Origin of the sequence: Chryseobacterium sp. NRRL B-14798 (assembly GCF_050470705.1) — a bacterium.
Lineage (GTDB): Bacteria > Bacteroidota > Bacteroidia > Flavobacteriales > Weeksellaceae > Chryseobacterium > Chryseobacterium cupriresistens.
Map to the genome: position 1 here is coordinate 502,338 of NZ_JBFLUL010000005.1, position 17,381 is coordinate 519,718.

Consider the following 17,381-nt stretch of genomic DNA (forward strand, 5'->3'; position numbering starts at 1 on the left):
TTAATTATGAAAAAACTTTTAACCTTATTCTTTATCGTATATTTTCTGCCAGCTTTTTCTCAGGATAGAAAAGAGATTGGAAATATTTTCATTAAAGCTCTGCTGGTTGATCAAAATATAGAAAAAGCACATTCTTATTTTGATTCTTCCGTAGCGGGACAAATTCCGGTGGAACAGCTCAAAGCGATTCCGCAACAGCTCCTGGGCCAGATTGGAGGATTGAAAAAGATCCTTGAAGTAAATAACGAAGGAAACACCTATTATTACTATTCTGAATTTGAAAAGGAAAAACTGGATATTCAGCTTACTTTCAGTGAGAATAATAAATTGCTGGGTTTCTTCCTGGTTCCTCACAAAACATTTGAAAAAAGAGATGAGAAAACCACATTGAAAATAAAAAGTGATGCTATTGAGCTGAACGGAACATTATTAATTCCACCTTCCAACAATAAAAAGAGGTTGGTTATTTTCGTTCACGGCTCCGGACCTCATGACAGAGATGAAACTATTGGAGAAAACAAGCCGTTTAAAGACATTGCAGAATATCTTTTAAACAACGGAATTGCTTCCTATCGATATGATAAAAGAACATATTCTTCCCCTGAAGCATTCACTGAAAAGTCTACTGTAGAAGAAGAGACCGTCAATGATGCCGTAAACGCAGCTCTTTATTTTAAAAACAGTTCTGATTATAAAGGATATGAGATCGTTATTCTGGGTCATAGCCAGGGAGCGTATATGATTCCAAAAATTGCAGAAAAGGCACAGGTTTCAAAATATGTTTTTATGGCTGGGAATGCAAGAGCGCTGCAGGATCTTCTTGTTGAGCAATATGAATATCTTCATACGATGGATCCGGCTAAAGTTACAGTCGAAGCTGTTCAGGAAATTAAAAAGCAGGTTGCTTTTTTAAACTCATCCCAATTTAACTTACATTCTCCTGCATCAGAGCTTCCTTTGGGCCAGTCTGCCGCATATTGGAAGTATTTGAAGGATTATAATCAGCTTAACGAAGTTAAAAAAATCAAAGCTCCGATGTTTTTCGCACAGGGAGGAAGAGATTATCAGGTGACTGAAAAAGATTTTAATCTTTGGAAAGAAACATTGAAAAATGATAAAACAGCTGTTTTTAAATTTTATCCTGCATTAAGTCACTTATTTATTGAAGGTTCCGGAAAACCATCTCCAAAAGATTATGAAATAAAAGGAAAAGTGGATGAACAGTTTTTGAAAGACATTACAGATTTTATTCTGAAATAAATACAATAAGATTATTGCTATAATGAGCCTGGAACTTTGTTCCGGGCTTTTTTAATTGTTTTCCGGGCTTACCTTATTCAGAAACAGAAAAGAGGTTATTCCTGCAATGACCGAAAGTGTTGTGCTTAAGATAAAGCTGCCAATCACATATTGCAGAAGATTGTTCTTGATCAGTTCGAAATTTAAATCCTGACTTAGAATATCGCTGTTTCCACTTACAAAGGGAGCTCCCAGAAACAGAGAAGCGGCAATAATAAAAGGGATAAAAGGAGGAAGGCTCACATTGGAGGCTACAAATGCAAGGACTTTATTAAGCTTAAAAAGTACAGATAAACTGATCACCAGAAGAGTCTGGAATCCCCAGAAAGGAGAAAGTCCTATAAACACTCCCAAAGCTATGGAAAATGCTTTTGTTCGGTTACTTCCGTCACTTTCTAAGACATCTTCCTGGATGAATCTTTTAAAGCTTTTTTTTTTGAAATTATTCACGAAATTTCTCGGAATAATATAAAGTAGAGTAATCGTTACCAGTATGGTGTTCAGAATACTGATTCTTGTAAAATCTTTGAAAGGTCTGAAATGCGAAACCCGCTCTGCCGGATCATACAAAACTTTGATCGGAACATTTTTTACCGGAACATGTCGCCAGGCAGTTCTTACAATGATTTCAATTTCAAATTCAAACTTAGGGGTAAAATATTTCTTTGGAATTTTATGCAAAGGATAAAGTCTGTAGCCGGACTGTGTATCTTCCAGCCTGATACCGGTTTCAAACCAAAACCAGAAATTGGAAAAACGGTTTCCGAAACTGCTTTTCTTAGGAATGCCATCCTGAGACATATTTCTGTTTCCGATCAGAAGAACGTCTTCTTTTTCCTGAAGAAGAGCTTCTACAAATACCGGAATATCATCCGGATAATGCTGCCCATCCGAATCAATGGTGATGGCGTAATCATATCCTGATTTCTTTGCTGCTCTGAAACCTGTTTTTAGGCCGTTTCCTTTCCCTTTATTCTCCGGTAAGGAAATTACAGTGATCTGAGGATATTGAGCAAGGATCTGAGGCGTGGAATCTGTAGAACCATCATCAACCACAATAATACTTCCGGTGTAGTTGAGAACACCGTCAATAACCCTCTTCAGGGTTTTTTCATTATTGTAGGTAGGGATTAAAACGCATATCTTCTTTTCAGAAATGGCGTCCTGTACTTCAGCAAGCAGCATTTTTTTATTTTAAAGTGGCTCTTTCCGCCTCTGTCATGGTTTTAGATTGCATTGCAAACCTTTTGATATAGCCCTTCAGAGCTGTATTCTGTTTGCTGTAATTATTCAGCAGGAAAGCTTTATCATCCTTCAGGCTCCCGCGGTATCCTACGATCTTAGGAATATTTTCCTGAACACTCATTCTGATCAGACGAAGTTCTGCATTATTAGGATTACTTTTAATAATGCCTTCAAGACTTGTAGCGCCTGTCTTTACCAGAGCTTTTCTGTTGCTTTTAGCAATTTTCGCCTCCATAATCTTTGCTGCTGCTTTATATCCGACAGTTACAGCATCAGAACCTGATTGTTTTTCCGCAGTTTCAATAAAGCTCGCAGTATTGGTAGTGGATTCGTTCGCCTTAGCATAGCTGTTTCTCAGCGTTTCAAGGTCAGATTGAAAGAAAAAAACAAATGCTGCTATGAATGATAAGATTAGTTTCATGATGATATTTTTTTATAGCTTACAGACAATTTCAATGCAATAGTCTCGCCAAAAGAAGTGGTGTTTTTTACTTTAACATCGTCTTCATTTTCAGTAATATCAAGCTGAAGTACCAGATCAGGGGTTTCAAAGGGATTGATAATTGCCATGAACTTTACATTCGAAGCGGTTTTCAGGAATAATTTTGAACCCGTCAGTTCCTCAGTAAGTTCTTTAATGATCTGCATCATACAAACACCGGGAGTCACCGGATTTCCAGGGAAGTGTCCTTTGAAAATATCGTGGTCTTTATTAAGATGAATATGAGCAGTAAACTTTCCGTCTTCTGCTTTATCGTATGATGTTAAAGTATAAAAGTCTGTAAGAATCGTTTGCATGATCTTATTTTTTTAAGATTAAAGTATAATCAATTTCTTTCCAAAAAATAGATATATCCATAGATTTGAGGGCAGAAATTACTCTGTTTCGGTTATTTGAAATAGTTTTATGTTGATCTTAAAGTCCTTGTGCTGCAGGTTTAAGCTGTCTGCGAAGATAGGTTTTTTTGCATCAAAAGTAAAATCGATTTTCTCTTTGTTGTTTTTCGTATAGATAATCTGCTTCAGCAAATTACTTTCTTTGTTGAAAAACAGATAATAGCTTTTATTTTCGATTTTTGAAAGGTAGATTTTAGCATTTTCGTTTTCAAAACTTTCACTGACCGGATATTTCCTTTTCAGAAGCTGTTGAAAGTCGTTTTTCAGGAAATTGATGACTATTTTTTTATCCAGGTCAGGAAGCACATAATTCAGTCTGAAATCATTATCAGAGACTTCAAAATCTATCAGTTTATTCCCGAAATCAGAAGTTAAGGCAACACGATGCGTTGTTTCATTCAGTTTTTTGATGATCAGAATACCGCTTACATGGTTTTTATAAATATCCATCTGGCATTTGTAAACATAATCTTCACCGGAAGAGAAATATAAGTTTTCCACCATCTTTTCAGAAGAAGAGACAGGTTTTGCTTCTGTTAACTTATAGGTTTTACAGGAAACAGCCAGGATCAGAATCAGGCTATAAAGTAAACTCTGACGCAGGAATTGAAGCATTGATCTTGGTATTTTTGAAAACAATATTCGTAGTATCTCCGGAAGCCTCCGTCATATTGACCTGTGAAACTGTCGACTGGTTCTTAGGGAAAAACAGTTCGATCTGTTTAATATATTTCAGCAGCTGAGAAGTTTTTGGGATAAACTTCGCCACATTGTAATTTCCGTTCTTAAAATAGGTAACGGTGAACTCAGGATCATTGAACATGGTTCCGTTCGAACTTCCTACAATAAGTTTATTGATTTTTTCAAATGTTTTGCTCTTGGCATCTACAGAAGATTTTTTCCCCTGATCGTTGATGAAGATTTTATTGCTTTTAAAAACAATGCTGTACTGATAAGGTTTTGTATATTTCCAGCTCAGCATATTGGGTGTTTGCAAAGACATTTTCCCATAAGTAACAATGCTTTTATCCAGAAAATCCATTTTTTTGGTCTGGGTAAAATCACTCTGCAACGTTTTAATTCCTTTTGTATCAGAAGAAACTTTCGATACAAATGCTTTGGCTTCAGCTCCTGACATTGCTGTGTTTTGAGCAAAAAAGAAACCGGAAACCAGTAAGAATGCTCCGAAAGCAATATTTTTAATCATTTCTATTTGAATTTATCACTGTATCAACAGTAAAGGTTGAATATTTTTTATCCTTCAAAAATACTAATAAATTGGCCAGCACGCGAAATGTCTTTTCCGAAGTGTCATGAAGCAGAATAATACTCCCATTTTTCAGGCCTTTTGTCACTCTGTTGTAGATTTTCTTTTCGTCATCAATGATGGTGTCCAATGACCGGACATTCCAACCGATGCTTACTTTATTCGTTTTTTTAATTGCTTTCGCAATATTGGGATTCGTTACCCCGAACGGTGGTCTGTAGAGGCTGGTGCTGATATTTCCCACATTTTTTATGACTTCATCACATTTTTCAATCTCTGTAATCATTTTTGAAGTCGATAAAAACCCTGTAGAATTGGAATGTGATAACGTATGATTTCCTATAGTATGTCCCTCTGCAATGATTCTCTGAAACGTCTCAGGGTATTTTTCAATCTGTTTTCCGATACAGAAGAAAGTTGCTTTTATCTGATGTTCTTTAAACAGGTCTAAAAACTTTGGGGTAAATTCAGTAGGTCCGTCATCAAATGTAAGGGCCACTTCTTTTATTCTGGTACGCTTATGAGTAATACTGTTCACAAAATATCCCAGTTCAATGTCAAAAGAACCCCAGACAACTACTGCAGAAAAAGCAAAAAAACAAAACAGATATACCCAAATACTTCCGTGGAACGCATAAATAAAAACGTTACAGAAAAGGTAGAACAGGATGAAGGGATAATGTTTCATTGCTGATTGTTTTATTACAAGTTTTATAGTCGTAATATTTATTGTATACCATTGTCACTCCATAGGAGTCCAGACTAATTTCTAATTTAGATTCCACGCTTCACTGCGTTTCGCTCTGAAGGACAAATAGACCGTATAATTTTCAATTTCAACAATTATGCCTTTTCCAATAACACCAGGCTGTGATCATCACCCGCCAGATGGTTGTAAAGAAGTATATTCTTTATACTTTCCTTTTTTTCTGCATTGATCATCATTACTTCCGGAATCTGCTGTTCCTTCAGGATATGACAGGCCATAAAGGTGGAAAACCCGCTTGCCGTATTAAATTCTCCACTCAGATGTTTATAATACAGCTGTGCTGAATCAGGAAACAGTTCCATTGCTTTTGTATAATACATATCTGATTGTGCATCTCCACTGAATCCTAAAATAACCGCATCAATATCATGAGTGGAAAGATTGTTTTGAACCAGGAAATTCTGGATAAAATCCTTTACTTCATTCAATTCAACCTTGTTGCTGATCTGGATATTCTTAAGCTTAGCGTAAGAGTTTTCGGTCTTATCTTTTCCAATTACAAAAAAGCTGGCTCCTTCGCCCCAGATTACGCCATTGGTATTAGAATTCAAATAATCTGCAGGAAGATCTGCTTCTTTTTTGATCGTATTATTTAAGCAGTAAAGTTCCATGGTTCTGTCCGTCTGTTCGTCTGTAGAACCTACCAGAACATTTTCTGCTTCTCCGTCATTGATCTGAAGCTGAGCGTCCAGTAACGAAAACTCCAGTGAAGAAGAAGTATTTACATACGTGAAGTTGTAAGCATGACACTGTAATCCCAGAGCAATCTGTCCTGCTACCGTATTATGGGTAGACTGGATGAAAAAGGTAGGCGTAAGAAACTCTTCATGATTATCAATCACATTTTTTAGGAACTTTTCAGAATCCTGAGAGCAGCCCATTCCGGTTCCTACAATGATAGCATCCGGTTTTTCAATTTCAGCTTCCTTCAATGCGTAGTGAGATGCTACGGAGCTCATTTTTACGGTTTTAGACATTCTTCTGATCATCGCAGGCGGAATGAACTCTTTGTAATTAGGTTCTATCGCTTTAATGATGTTTGAAGAATTTTTAACAGTAAGGTTCTGAAGAATATTGTCGTTTAAAGTGTCCTGAACCGAGATACAGGATGCACTGTTGATGTATACTGCACTCATGATTTTGAGAAAATTAAGGTGGAACAGTTTCCTCCAAATCCAAATGAATTGGAAAGCACATGATTGATGTTTTTCTCTTTCAATTCGGTAACAGGAGTAAGGTCAAACTCTTCCATTTTTGTTTTAAAATTCAGGTTCGGGAAAATCACACTGTTTTGCATGGTTAGAATTGAAAATACGGCTTCAATTCCTGCTGCTGCGGCCAAAGTATGTCCTGTAAATGCTTTTGTGGAGCTGAATTCAGGCACCTGGTTTTCTCCGAAGATTCTTATCATGGCAATTCCCTCAGATAGATCGTTATTAGGAGTAGCCGTTCCGTGAACGTTGATATAATCTATATGCTCTTTTTCCACGCCGGAAATTTTCAGAGCCTGCTGCATCGCTAAAAATGCACCCTGCCCATTTTCTGAAGAGGCAGTCTGATGGTGGGCATCATTAGCATTTCCATATCCGGAAAGATAAGCGAGAACCTTTTTGTTTTCTTTTTTGACCATTTCTTCAGATTCAAGGACTAAGAAAGCCGCAGCTTCCCCAAGATTCAGCCCTTTTCTGTTGTTGTCAAAAGGAGTGTTGTAGGAATCCGTAAGAATCATCAGGGTATTGAATCCGTTCAAAGTAAATTTTGAAAGAGAATCTGTTCCTCCTACAATCACACGGTCCAAAACCCCGTTTTTGATGAGCTTTGCGCCCATCATAATAGCATTGGCTGCTGATGAGCAGGCTGTACTAATGGTAGAAACCATCCCTTTTAATCCCAGATAACCGGCAATCGCCAATGAGGAATTTCCGGCATCGTGTGCGTCAATATACTTTTGCTTTTCAGGGAAGTCTTCGTAAGAGTAGAAGTATTTTTCAGTGATATCCATTCCGCCTACACTGGTAGAAGAAATCAAGCCGGTTCTATAACCATTGATATCTGAAATTCCTGCACTTTCTACAGCTTCCTTTGCAGCGATCATTCCCAATAAAGAAGTTCTTGTTACGTTATTGTCTTCATCAAGCTGAAGCTGTTGTACAAGTTCTTCATTGGATAATTTTATTTCACCCGTTTTAATGGCTCCGGCGTGGCGGGTTTCAAACATTTCAATATCTGAAATTCCATGTTTTCCGGTTTGCAATGAAATAAAATTTTCCTCCACATTGTTTCCGATGGAGGAAATGATGCCCATTCCCGTTATGGCAATTTTTTGACTCATGGTATTCAATAATGTAACAATGTAACAATCGGATAATTTACCAATAATTGATACATTGTTACACTGTTAGATTTTTATATTAATTTATTTTGTTCTGTTGTCCTCGATGAATTTTGCCATCGTATCGATAGATTGGAAAATCTCTTTTCCTTTTTTAGGATCTGCTAATTTTATTCCATAGTCTTTATCAAGAAGAACGATAAGTTCCAGAGCGTCGATAGAATCTAATCCTAATCCACCTCCGAACAATGGATCAGTATCTTTGATTTCTTCTACAGATACATCTTCAAGGTTAAGAACTTCGATAATTTTGTGTTTCAATTCTGTTTTTAAGTTTTCCATAAATAGTATTTTAATGTAACAATATATCAATGTACCAGTTGACCAATGGTTGTTATTGCCTTTAGCATTGGTACATTATCAGATTGGTACATTGTTAAATTATAATGTGAGCAAATATACAAAAGCTTTGTAATTTTCCTGATACAATTCCACCCAGCCGCACAATACTTTGTCGGCTTTTCCGGATAGAAGAATCTGTTCAGAATAGTCATTCAAAAATTCTTCATCAAAATCATCCAGTACGAAAAAAGCATTTTCTGTCTGCATTTTGTGTTTAATGCTGATTTCTCCTACACAGATGTTGGGTAAAGTATACACAAAAACGGCAGGACTTGGATAGAAATTATCCTGATCGTTGATGCTTTCCTGATATTTGAAATCCGTATCCAGACTGGAAGATCTGTTGGCAAAAACAATGGCTGTTCTGCTGTGATCATCATCTTTCAAAATGGTTTCGGCGGAAAGAAAAGCCAGCTTGCTCAGGTTATCCATTTTATGAAACTTTGGATAGCTGAGGTCTAAACTTTTATAAGCTTCTTTGGCAAATTCCTGAAAGGTTTTGCTTGGGCTTTCAAAAATAAGATTTCCGTCAACGGTTATTTTTGAATGTCCTATGGTACAGGTATTTATTTTCTTCATCACTTTCAGTTTAACATTTTTCCAGTACAACAGCTGCATTACAACCTCCAAAGCCAGAAGCGGTCTTTAGAATGTATTTAATTTCTGCAGTTTGGTTTTCTCTGATGATATTCAAAGGTTGGGTTACTCCCATTTCTTTAAAATTCTTTGAGGGGATCAAAGTATTGTGAAGAGCTCCTTCCATAGAAATAATACTTTCCAAAAGACCGGAAGCACCCAGGCAATGTCCGTAATAGCCTTTCATACTGTTGAGCGGAATATGTTGGAGATCCATTCTGTTGAAGGCAATAGCTTCCATTTCGTCGTTATATAAAGTTGCCGTTCCGTGGGCAGAGATAAAATCAATCTGTTCCGGAAAAACCTTTGCTTCAGTCATCGCATTTTTGATACTGGCATATAAACCATCCCCGGTTCTTGAAGGTCCGGAAATGTGATTGGCATCATTCACTGCTGAATCTCCAAGGACTTTAAACCTGGGTTTTTCGTTTTGTGAGATTGCTTCGTCACTTTGTTCCTCGCAATGACATGAGGTGATATAAATTGCGGCTGCTGCTTCACCAATATTAATTCCGTCTCTGTTTTTATCATAAGGTTGGCAAGGCCCTGATCCTATTGCCTGAAATGAATTGAATCCTGAGATAACAAATTCAGAAAGCTCATCACCTGCAATCACAAAGGCATCTTTATATTTTCCTGCCTGAATCATATTTTTAGCCACAGACATTGCCATTACTCCTGAAACACAGGCGTTAGAAACGATGATCGGTTTGGTTTTAAATCCAAAGAAATAAGCAATTTTTTCTGCTAATTTTGATAAATAAACACCTTCCGGTAATTCCGGCTGGTTTTTTAACAGACTGATATTTCCTTTTGTTGTGGAAAGGATGAAAGCCGTATTTTCCGAAACGGTATGTTTTTCAACAAGAGGTTGTAAGCTTAAAAGAAGCATCTTCTCCAGTCTTGTGAAATCAGTTGTATGCTGAGCGAAGAATCTGTTGAATTCTTCATTCAGTTTTTCAGAATCAATCATAGAAGCATAAAAAGCCTCCTGATTGTTTATGATTGTATGTGAAGCGACTCCCGATTTTCCTTCCAAAAGAGCGTTCCAGTTGGACTCAACATTGAAGCCCAGCGGAGTTACACAATTGTAATCTGTGATATAAATTTCCTTCTTCATGATAATCCCATTTTATCTTTCCAGTTTTGAAAAAATTCCGGATTATACAGGCATAAGCTTCCATTGCTGTCGAGGAATACCTGAATGGTTTCTCCGCTGCATACCAGTTGATCTTCCTGATTGAAAAGCTCATATCTGTAAATAAGTTTGGCAGATACAGAATTAATAAAAGTGGTCACAATTCTGAATGTTTCTCCATACTTTAAAGGAAGAAAATGCTCACAGGTACTTTTTACGATCGGTGTTACAAATCCTGCATTCTGAATATCAAGATAGGTAAGACCATGCAGACGACCGAAAGCTTCTCTTCCGTCTTCAAAATACACGATATAATGCCCATGCCAGACAATGCCCAGCGGATCTGTTTCATTGAAGCGTACTCTTACTTCTTCGGTACAGGTTAATATATTTTCTTTAGACTGCATTTTGTTTTTTTTCGTAAAAAATAGAAATAGCTACGGTGGCAATATAGAATAAGAAGAGGAAAACCAGTTCTTTGGCAATCCCACCAATTCCGCTGTTCCTTAAAATAATATCATAATAAGCATTCAGTCCCCAGTTCATAGGAGAGAATTTCGCTACGGTCTGCATGAATTCCGGCATCAGAAATACAGGTACCCAGATTCCGCCAATGGCTGCCAGAACCACTACAGAAGTCGCCCCAAATGGAGCAGATTGTTCCTGTGTATCGGCTATAGTTCCCAATAAAACTCCAAATCCAATAGCTGCCAGTCCTGCAAACAGTGTTACTGTCAGAAGCTGGAACATTTTTCCGGATACATCAAAAGCCGGAAGATCCATATAAGGGAAAAGGTAAATTCCTACGGCAACCATCAGTAAAAACTGAATAAGGCAGATGATAAGATAGGTAAATGTTTTTCCTAAAATATGGACAAAATAAGGAGTAGGGCTTATTCTTGCTCTTACACTTGTTCCCTGGCTTTTTTCTTTTACCAGATTGATGGATAAAGGGACAACAATAAAGAAGATCGCAAAAAGTGTCCATGCAGGAACGTTGTGTTGAACGGAATTTGGCATGACATCCATTGCTCCTTTTTTGGGAGTGATTTCTTTAAAGCTGATCAGGTTTTTATTTTCGTCAAGATTTTCCGTTGTTCCCAGCTGATCCTGGAAGGCTTTGTAAATCTTTTTATTTTCAATTTCAAAAACCATTTTGTTGACAGAATTCATCACCGAATTTTTGAAGCCCACATTGGTAGCAGGGTCAAAGTACAAATGAATTTCTTTGGCTTTGGGAACTGCTGTTTTTACTTTTGCAGAATCTCCTTCCAGCCCGAATGAACTTACAATGGTCTGAACTTTCGAATCAATATTGGAATTTAAATCTTTCGTTAAATTTTCAGGAATGACAATCGCCATCTGATAATCTCCGGAAAAAACAGCCTCCTGAGCAGATTTTTCATTGAAGTTGGTCAGCAGCTGGAATGTTTTGCTGTTTTCCAGTTCTGCTTTTATATTTTTTGAAACTTCAGATTTGTCCTGATCAATAAAGATAATAGGAATCTTTGATCCTTCAAGGTTTTTAAAGGTAGAATCCTGAATAAGGGTAATGGTGACAATCAAAAGCAAAGGCATCACAAAGATGATGACAATTCCTCCGATGTCTCTTTTCAGCAGAAGAATTTCCTTAATAAAACTTCTCCACAGTTTATACAACAACATCTCTTAATTCTTTTCCGGTTAATGAAATGAAAACGTCTTCAAGGTTTTCGGCATTGGCAATCTGTGAAACAAGTTCTTCAGGGGTTCCTACAGCATGAATTTTTCCATGATCGATGATGGCAATTTTTGTACAGAATTCTTCAGCCTCAGAAAGGTGATGGGAAGTATAAATAATGCACGTTCCCTGTTTATTTAAATCTAAAAGATAATCAATAATTGCTTTTTTAGACTGAACATCTACTCCTACCGTAGGTTCGTCCAGGAATAAAACTTTAGGATTGTGAAGCGTTCCGGCGATGAGGTTGCAGCGGCGTTTCATCCCTCCTGAAAACTGGCCTACCTGCTTGTTGGCAAATTTTGAAAGCCCCATGATTTCAAGGGATTCGTCAATGGCTTTTTTAAGCTGGTTGTGCTTTAAACCATAAAGACTTCCGAAAAACATAAGATTTTCTTTGGCGGTAAGCGTAGGATATAAGGCATATTCCTGGGGAACAATTCCGATAATCTGTCTTATTTTGAACCCATCCTTCTGGGGAGATAAACCGTTAATGGTGAAATGTCCTGAAGTAGGTTTGATTAATCCTGAAAGCATGGAAATCAGCGTTGTTTTCCCGGCTCCGTTGGGCCCGAGAATTCCATAGATTTCATTTTTACTGATGCTCAAAGAAATATCATTTACAGAAAACTCATCAGAATTTTTGTATTTTTTGTATAAGTTTTTAATTTCAATCATATTTTCCGCCATATCAGATCGCTTTTCTCAGTTTTTTATAGAAAGCTTCTTCCAGGTCTGCAATATGCAGCATTGTTTTTGAAAGTTCATTGTAAATATTGCTTTTCGAGTTTCTGTTTTTATACACTCTGGCAATATCAACGGCAAAATCTCTCCAAAGGTCACCGATAGAGGTTATTTCTTTTGATAATTCCTTTAGCTCATCATTTTTAAGAATAACAGCCGCTTCCTGAAGAAATGCACCATAGATAAACCTGAAGCCTCCGCCTCCGGTTCCAATTTCTTCCTGCATTCTGATCAGCTGTCCCAAATAATGGTTGGTCACTTTTGTACCTTTCTTTTCTGCCCATTTCGGGATGCTTCTGGCTACCCATCTCATGGCTTTTACCCCAATAAGTGGTACAGGCGCCAGCATATTTTTACAGGTATCTTTGATTCCTTTTTTGATGGCCTCTTCAAGATTCACATTTTCCGGAACATAAACAGGGTAGTACATGTGTCCTTTCGGAGGAAGTGCCCCTTTTGCGTATCTTACTTTTTCCAGTTCTGCTTCAGAAAGGGAAGTGGTATAATCCATTACAGGATCACTGATCAGGAATTTTCCGTCTTCTTTTCCATACACTACAAGGTTGTGAGCATTGAAGTGAAATTTGTATTCTTCAGGAAAATAAGTAAGGTTGAAAACGCCCACCTGAAGTCCTGTAGGGATATTTTGTTCCAGATTTCTTTCAAGCGCTTTTTGGGCATCCTGAGGATTTGAGAATTTTTCTCTTTTGATTTTAATTCCTAATCTTTTGGCTGCTTTACTGAAAATAGCACCCGGCATCGGACGATAGCTGAAGCCCGGAGCAAAATTCACCTTCAGAAAAGGGAGATAGACAAAAAAAAGTCCTGAACCGATCCCGAAGATCATAGGTTCGCTTAGTTTCAGTCCTTTGTTAAGCAGTAGATTAGAAGCAACACCGTTTTCGCAATGCGCAGTCTGATGGTGTTCAAAGTTTAATTTCATTTGCTGATTGTATCTTTTCATTGGTCAAATGATACCAGGCATTATATTTAGCCTTGTTTCATTTATTTCCCGTTGAAGTTTTTTAATTCATCCACTGAAATTCCGAACGCATCGGCATATTTTTTCAGTGCATTTTCGCTTAGTGTTTTGAATATTTTTGGTTTAAAATGTCTTTTTACCCTCCATTGCCACATTCCTACATATGAAGCCAGAACGCCAATATCCATTTTGTTCAGTTCCATAAAATAAACAATGGGACTTGCTGTATTATTGGCCACATTTTGTTTTGCTTCCTCAATTCTTTCATAAATAAGTTCCATCGATTCATCCAGAGCAGCTTTTTTGGCATCCCAGCCGGTGCTGTTTGCTGTCGTGTAGTTGTCGTTCTCATCCGTCACATACAATACTTCAGTCATATTGGCGGATTTCAGGTTACTTTCGTCTTGAGGCAGGTCTTGTTTTTTCATCTAAATAATGTTTATATTTTTAGATTCCAGATGAAATATGCTCACCTGTTTTTGATTCTTTTAATCAGGTGGCTAAAATAGTGAAAATACATTATATGTAAATCATATTAAATCTGAGGAGTTACTACTTCAAAACTGAGGCCGTATTAAAAAAATTATAGACTAAATTTTTGTGGTTAAAAACTGTTTCTCTCTAAGGATCAGAGTTTCACGGATTTTGTGAATGTTTCACGTGAAATAATTCATCTGATGATGAGATCTTAATGGTTGTATCAAGCTGATTATTAGTTGATTTATAAAGAAGTAGTGAATGTGTAAATAAACAAAAACGGAGTTTTTATCTAGGGTTTTTATAATCAATTCAATAGGAGTGGGCTTTAGCTCGCTTAAAAAAAGAGAAAAATTAATTGACTGTAGCCAAAACCTATATTTTAAACACGAATAAAACAAATGAATGCACAAATGTTCACCAATCTATTAGAGAATATAAAATTGATTTAAAAGAGAAAAGCTGTACAAAAACGTACAGCTTTTCTATGTCTATGTTGAATTGACTTTACGACTTTACTTCCTGAATAAACAGGTTGATTTCCGCTCTGATTAACAATTCATCATTATGAAATGTTTCACAAAATATGTGGCAGATATTCTCAAACTGTGATATAAGTGATGCCCTGGAGATAATTTTGTCATTCACCTTCGGAAGACCGAAAACCTCAATCTTCTTGATATTGGTAATGAACCCGATCACTTTTGTATCTGCTTCAGGATTTTCAAAGAAGCTTTGCCCAAGGATAGAAGAGCAGGTCTGAGCCAGATTTTCGATCAAGCCGGCTTCCGCAAACTCATTGTTGTGAACAAATATATTATCTTCTTTGATTTCAAAGGAAGTCACTACTTTTTCTTTGGTCAGTTCCAGGATATAGTCTGCCATGAGCATCGGTTCACGATGCGGTAAAAAGTTGTGTATATTGATGATATTTTCTTCCTTTATTTCCATTTCCAGTTTATTTTACAGCGGTTTTCATTTGAGATTTTGCAATCACTTCACCGTTCAGTTTCGTAATGATATCTACCAGGGTTACTCCCATTACTTCATTAAGGATGGTTACTTCAGATTTCAGCTGATCTCCCACTTTAGGCAGTATTTCAGCTTCAAAAGATTTGATGGCTCCGATATATCCGGTTGGAGCATCTTTTCCCAGCAGATAATATTTATATCCGGTATGAAGGGCAACGCTCTGCGCCTGATGCTCAATCAGTCCTGAAGCCTGGAATAATCCGTCCTGGATAAAAAGGTTGTCTTCCTTTATCTCAAAACCGGATAAAAGATGGCTTTCCGAATATTCTGACAATTCATGCACCATCACAAAAGGAAACCTTTGGGGAATAAGACTTTCTACAAAATCTTTATCGGATGTTGGCAGTCTGTTTTCCATTAGCAAACCGTTAATAAAGCACAAGAATAAGCAAATCTTCCACTTTCAGGAACACAAAGAAGTACTTTTTCTCCTTTTTTCAATGTTCCGGAATTCATCAGTTCTTCAAGGGCGATAAATATAGATCCTGCTCCGATGTTTCCAACTTCAGAAAGATTATAGAACCATTTTTCTGCGGGGAAATCCATTCCTTTTTTGGCAAATTCTTCTTTAAGTCCGTCTTTAAAGTATCCGGAAGAAATATGAGCCAGTACGTGGTCAATTTTTTCCGGATCCAGGTTATGTTTGTCAAAAGATGATCTTAAACTTTCTGCTCCTTTTACAAGGATGTATTTATCAAGGATTTTAGTATCCTGTTTAATCGCAAAAATAGATTGTTTCAACCATTCGTCAGAAGGGTAGTCTGCCCATGATTTCAGGCTTCCGTCTTCCAGCTTATCACATCCTGCATACATACAAGCTTCAATTTCGTGGGCATAAGAATAGAAATCAATGAATTCTATTTTTAGGGAAGTGCTGTTTTCTCTCGGTTTATTTTCTAAAAGGAAAGCGCCTGCTCCATCAGAAAGCATCCATCTCAGGAATTCTCTTTTGAAAGCAATGATAGGTCTTTCTTCCAGTAGTTTTAAATTTTCAGCCTCATGATTGAACTTGTCAGCAGTCATCCATGCAGACATTCTTTCAGAACCTGCGCATACTGCGTTGTCCTGTACACCGGCTTTTACAGAAAGGAATCCATAATTCAGGGCATTCATTCCTGAGTTGCAAAGACCTGTTGAAGTATTAATTTCAATAGATTTTCCGATGTTCAGTTCGCCATGTACCATGGATGCGTGAGAAGGCTGGATCTGATCCGGTGAAGTGGTTCCTACAGATAATAATTTCATATCTTCCTTTTTGAAGTTTTCGTCAAAAAGTCCTTCGATAGCTTTTGCAGTAAGCTGTGCATTAGAGTGGGTAGGGTTTCCTTCTTTATCTAAAGCGTAGTATCTTGTTGTGATCTTATTATTTCTTAGGATAAGTGATTTTGCTTTAGATGGCGCATCATTGATAAGTCCAAGATAAGTCTCCATTTCATCATTCGCTACCGGCTCATTGGGTAAGTATGTTGATGCTTTTGTTATAAATACGTCGTACATTCTATTTTAAATTAATTCCTTGTAAATATCTTTTTTGTTTTTGTCTTTTAAACCAAAATATAGGGGTTGTAAGCAGGTGTAATACCAAAACGACAGGTGAGATAATCCATATCGCTGCCATCAAATATACCTTAAAGAATTTTATCAGCAATGGACGTTTCTCTTTTTTCTTGATAATCAGGTTAGACCATACTGTGAAAATTTTATTTCCAACCTTTTCTACCCGTACTAAAAAAGCACGGATTTCAATCGCTCCGTTTTTCACAAGATCCGGTTGTAAACTATTAAGGTCATTATTATTAAAATGTCTTTCAATAATCTCGCCATACTTTACAGAACCTGCAATTTCTTCATCTGAAACTCCTGCAGCGGGAAGCATTCCTGATTTTTCTTTCTGACCTGTGGTAAGCCATCGGAGAATCGTTAATACGCTGGTGTAATTGTCATGTCTGTCTACCAAAGCAATATTTCCTACGAGTTTAGCCTGCAGATCTCTTAGGTAGACCTTTAATTTTTCCTGGGAAAGCATCCACATATTTCTGGTTCCTGAAATGGTTACTACAGGAGTGTCTTTAAGGATTCGCTCTGCATAATCACTCTTTAAGAAAGAAATAATAGGAATGGATGGTGTGAGATACCACACCTGATACCCAAACAGGATAAGATCATACTTTTTGTTCAGAATTTCTTCCGAAGGAGGAAGGATTTCTTTTGGAATCTGTAGATAAGATTCAGGAAAAGTGTTGAAAAAAACATCACCTGGCCAGGGAAAAGGAAAATCTTCCTTTAGCTGAATGTTGTAATACGTAACATCATAAGCCTCCTTTTTCGCTTCAAAAGGCTGGGCTATATTTTTCACGATATCTTCGAGTTGTCCGGTTTGTGAATAATATATGACAAGTATATTTTTCTTCATTAGTTTTCTTTAGCGTTTACAAAAGTAT

At 37.0% G+C, this 17,381-nt stretch carries 21 protein-coding genes; 1 reads left to right on the plus strand and 20 read right to left on the minus strand.

What is annotated here, in order from left to right:
- Positions 1-6: 6 nt before the first annotated feature.
- Positions 7-1,260: an alpha/beta hydrolase gene (locus AB1278_RS02695; RefSeq protein WP_395971878.1), complete on the plus strand. Its 1,254-nt coding sequence runs from the start codon at positions 7-9 to the stop codon at positions 1,258-1,260.
- Positions 1,261-1,311: 51 nt separating this feature from the next.
- On the opposite strand, the gene AB1278_RS02700 is transcribed toward AB1278_RS02695, so the two are convergent.
- The 20 genes from AB1278_RS02700 to AB1278_RS02795 form a co-directional block, all read right to left on the minus strand.
- A complete protein-coding gene (locus tag AB1278_RS02700) occupies positions 1,312-2,484 on the minus strand; it encodes a DUF2062 domain-containing protein (RefSeq protein ID WP_202839884.1) in 1,173 nt (390 codons plus the stop codon).
- Between the two features lie 4 nt (positions 2,485-2,488).
- On the minus strand, positions 2,489-2,965 hold the full coding sequence (locus AB1278_RS02705) for a hypothetical protein (protein WP_202839882.1): 477 nt from the start codon (positions 2,963-2,965) through the stop codon (positions 2,489-2,491).
- Positions 2,962-3,342: a 3-hydroxyacyl-ACP dehydratase gene (locus AB1278_RS02710; protein WP_202839881.1), complete on the minus strand. Its 381-nt coding sequence runs from the start codon at positions 3,340-3,342 to the stop codon at positions 2,962-2,964. The genes AB1278_RS02705 and AB1278_RS02710 overlap by 4 nt, the downstream gene beginning before the upstream one ends.
- Positions 3,343-3,420: 78 nt before the next feature.
- The gene (locus AB1278_RS02715; protein WP_202839880.1) at positions 3,421-4,056 is read right to left on the minus strand and encodes a hypothetical protein; all 636 of its coding nucleotides are present in this window, start codon (positions 4,054-4,056) and stop codon (positions 3,421-3,423) included.
- Positions 4,022-4,648 carry a LolA family protein gene (locus AB1278_RS02720; RefSeq protein WP_110009847.1) on the minus strand — a complete coding sequence of 209 codons (627 nt, stop codon included), beginning with the start codon at positions 4,646-4,648 and terminating at the stop codon, positions 4,022-4,024. The genes AB1278_RS02715 and AB1278_RS02720 overlap by 35 nt, the downstream gene beginning before the upstream one ends.
- On the minus strand, positions 4,641-5,396 hold the full coding sequence (locus AB1278_RS02725; protein WP_429812269.1) for a polysaccharide deacetylase family protein: 756 nt from the start codon (positions 5,394-5,396) through the stop codon (positions 4,641-4,643). Before AB1278_RS02725 ends, AB1278_RS02720 begins: the two co-directional genes overlap by 8 nt.
- Positions 5,397-5,551: 155 nt before the next feature.
- Positions 5,552-6,613 carry a beta-ketoacyl synthase N-terminal-like domain-containing protein gene (locus AB1278_RS02730; RefSeq protein WP_429812272.1) on the minus strand — a complete coding sequence of 354 codons (1,062 nt, stop codon included), beginning with the start codon at positions 6,611-6,613 and terminating at the stop codon, positions 5,552-5,554.
- Positions 6,610-7,809: a beta-ketoacyl-[acyl-carrier-protein] synthase family protein gene (locus AB1278_RS02735; protein ID WP_429812274.1), complete on the minus strand. Its 1,200-nt coding sequence runs from the start codon at positions 7,807-7,809 to the stop codon at positions 6,610-6,612. Before AB1278_RS02735 ends, AB1278_RS02730 begins: the two co-directional genes overlap by 4 nt.
- 84 nt (positions 7,810-7,893) lie before the next feature.
- Positions 7,894-8,151 (minus strand): phosphopantetheine-binding protein, encoded by a 258-nt coding sequence (locus AB1278_RS02740; protein ID WP_034692439.1) that lies wholly within the window; start codon positions 8,149-8,151, stop codon positions 7,894-7,896.
- A 99-nt stretch (positions 8,152-8,250) separates the two neighbouring features.
- Positions 8,251-8,790, minus strand: a complete 540-nt coding sequence (locus tag AB1278_RS02745) for a 3-oxoacyl-ACP synthase (protein ID WP_429812277.1) — start codon at positions 8,788-8,790, stop codon at positions 8,251-8,253.
- Positions 8,791-8,800: 10 nt separating this feature from the next.
- The gene (locus AB1278_RS02750; protein WP_429812280.1) at positions 8,801-9,967 is read right to left on the minus strand and encodes a beta-ketoacyl synthase N-terminal-like domain-containing protein; all 1,167 of its coding nucleotides are present in this window, start codon (positions 9,965-9,967) and stop codon (positions 8,801-8,803) included.
- Positions 9,964-10,392 carry an acyl-CoA thioesterase gene (locus AB1278_RS02755; RefSeq protein WP_105684190.1) on the minus strand — a complete coding sequence of 143 codons (429 nt, stop codon included), beginning with the start codon at positions 10,390-10,392 and terminating at the stop codon, positions 9,964-9,966. Before AB1278_RS02755 ends, AB1278_RS02750 begins: the two co-directional genes overlap by 4 nt.
- On the minus strand, positions 10,382-11,650 hold the full coding sequence (locus tag AB1278_RS02760; RefSeq protein ID WP_202839867.1) for an ABC transporter permease: 1,269 nt from the start codon (positions 11,648-11,650) through the stop codon (positions 10,382-10,384). Before AB1278_RS02760 ends, AB1278_RS02755 begins: the two co-directional genes overlap by 11 nt.
- Complete coding sequence (locus tag AB1278_RS02765; RefSeq protein WP_238349611.1) at positions 11,637-12,383, minus strand: ABC transporter ATP-binding protein; 747 nt, start codon at positions 12,381-12,383, stop codon at positions 11,637-11,639. The genes AB1278_RS02760 and AB1278_RS02765 overlap by 14 nt, the downstream gene beginning before the upstream one ends.
- Before the next feature lie 13 nt (positions 12,384-12,396).
- Complete coding sequence (locus tag AB1278_RS02770) at positions 12,397-13,392, minus strand: BtrH N-terminal domain-containing protein (protein WP_202839865.1); 996 nt, start codon at positions 13,390-13,392, stop codon at positions 12,397-12,399.
- Positions 13,393-13,454: 62 nt separating this feature from the next.
- Positions 13,455-13,859 (minus strand): hypothetical protein, encoded by a 405-nt coding sequence (locus AB1278_RS02775; protein WP_227942587.1) that lies wholly within the window; start codon positions 13,857-13,859, stop codon positions 13,455-13,457.
- A gap of 556 nt (positions 13,860-14,415) precedes the next feature.
- Complete coding sequence (locus tag AB1278_RS02780; RefSeq protein WP_202839863.1) at positions 14,416-14,859, minus strand: ABC transporter permease; 444 nt, start codon at positions 14,857-14,859, stop codon at positions 14,416-14,418.
- Positions 14,860-14,866: 7 nt separating this feature from the next.
- Positions 14,867-15,298, minus strand: a complete 432-nt coding sequence (locus AB1278_RS02785; protein ID WP_202839862.1) for a hypothetical protein — start codon at positions 15,296-15,298, stop codon at positions 14,867-14,869.
- Positions 15,298-16,437, minus strand: coding sequence for a beta-ketoacyl-ACP synthase III (locus AB1278_RS02790; RefSeq protein ID WP_110009837.1), 1,140 nt, complete (start codon positions 16,435-16,437; stop codon positions 15,298-15,300). Before AB1278_RS02790 ends, AB1278_RS02785 begins: the two co-directional genes overlap by 1 nt.
- A 1-nt stretch (position 16,438) precedes the next feature.
- Complete coding sequence (locus AB1278_RS02795) at positions 16,439-17,353, minus strand: dialkylrecorsinol condensing enzyme DarA (RefSeq protein WP_202839861.1); 915 nt, start codon at positions 17,351-17,353, stop codon at positions 16,439-16,441.
- Positions 17,354-17,381 lie beyond the last annotated feature (28 nt).

Bases quoted from the DNA above. Each gene is read 5' to 3' on its own strand.
- AB1278_RS02695 (WP_395971878.1), top strand. From the start codon at position 7: ATGAAAAAACTTTTAACCTTATTCTTTATCGTATATTTTCTGCCAGCT.
- AB1278_RS02785 (WP_202839862.1), bottom strand. From the start codon at position 15,298: ATGGAAAACAGACTGCCAACATCCGATAAAGATTTTGTAGAAAGTCTT.
- AB1278_RS02710 (WP_202839881.1), bottom strand. From the start codon at position 3,342: ATGCAAACGATTCTTACAGACTTTTATACTTTAACATCATACGATAAA.
- AB1278_RS02795 (WP_202839861.1), bottom strand. From the start codon at position 17,353: ATGAAGAAAAATATACTTGTCATATATTATTCACAAACCGGACAACTC.
- AB1278_RS02770 (WP_202839865.1), bottom strand. From the start codon at position 13,392: ATGAAATTAAACTTTGAACACCATCAGACTGCGCATTGCGAAAACGGT.
- AB1278_RS02775 (WP_227942587.1), bottom strand. From the start codon at position 13,859: ATGAAAAAACAAGACCTGCCTCAAGACGAAAGTAACCTGAAATCCGCC.
- AB1278_RS02735 (WP_429812274.1), bottom strand. From the start codon at position 7,809: ATGAGTCAAAAAATTGCCATAACGGGAATGGGCATCATTTCCTCCATC.
- AB1278_RS02725 (WP_429812269.1), bottom strand. From the start codon at position 5,396: ATGAAACATTATCCCTTCATCCTGTTCTACCTTTTCTGTAACGTTTTT.
- AB1278_RS02705 (WP_202839882.1), bottom strand. From the start codon at position 2,965: ATGAAACTAATCTTATCATTCATAGCAGCATTTGTTTTTTTCTTTCAA.
- AB1278_RS02715 (WP_202839880.1), bottom strand. From the start codon at position 4,056: ATGCTTCAATTCCTGCGTCAGAGTTTACTTTATAGCCTGATTCTGATC.
- AB1278_RS02740 (WP_034692439.1), bottom strand. From the start codon at position 8,151: ATGGAAAACTTAAAAACAGAATTGAAACACAAAATTATCGAAGTTCTT.
- AB1278_RS02750 (WP_429812280.1), bottom strand. From the start codon at position 9,967: ATGAAGAAGGAAATTTATATCACAGATTACAATTGTGTAACTCCGCTG.
- AB1278_RS02755 (WP_105684190.1), bottom strand. From the start codon at position 10,392: ATGCAGTCTAAAGAAAATATATTAACCTGTACCGAAGAAGTAAGAGTA.
- AB1278_RS02700 (WP_202839884.1), bottom strand. From the start codon at position 2,484: ATGCTGCTTGCTGAAGTACAGGACGCCATTTCTGAAAAGAAGATATGC.
- AB1278_RS02790 (WP_110009837.1), bottom strand. From the start codon at position 16,437: ATGTACGACGTATTTATAACAAAAGCATCAACATACTTACCCAATGAG.
- AB1278_RS02745 (WP_429812277.1), bottom strand. From the start codon at position 8,790: ATGAAGAAAATAAATACCTGTACCATAGGACATTCAAAAATAACCGTT.
- AB1278_RS02720 (WP_110009847.1), bottom strand. From the start codon at position 4,648: ATGATTAAAAATATTGCTTTCGGAGCATTCTTACTGGTTTCCGGTTTC.
- AB1278_RS02780 (WP_202839863.1), bottom strand. From the start codon at position 14,859: ATGGAAATAAAGGAAGAAAATATCATCAATATACACAACTTTTTACCG.
- AB1278_RS02765 (WP_238349611.1), bottom strand. From the start codon at position 12,383: ATGATTGAAATTAAAAACTTATACAAAAAATACAAAAATTCTGATGAG.
- AB1278_RS02760 (WP_202839867.1), bottom strand. From the start codon at position 11,650: ATGTTGTTGTATAAACTGTGGAGAAGTTTTATTAAGGAAATTCTTCTG.
- AB1278_RS02730 (WP_429812272.1), bottom strand. From the start codon at position 6,613: ATGAGTGCAGTATACATCAACAGTGCATCCTGTATCTCGGTTCAGGAC.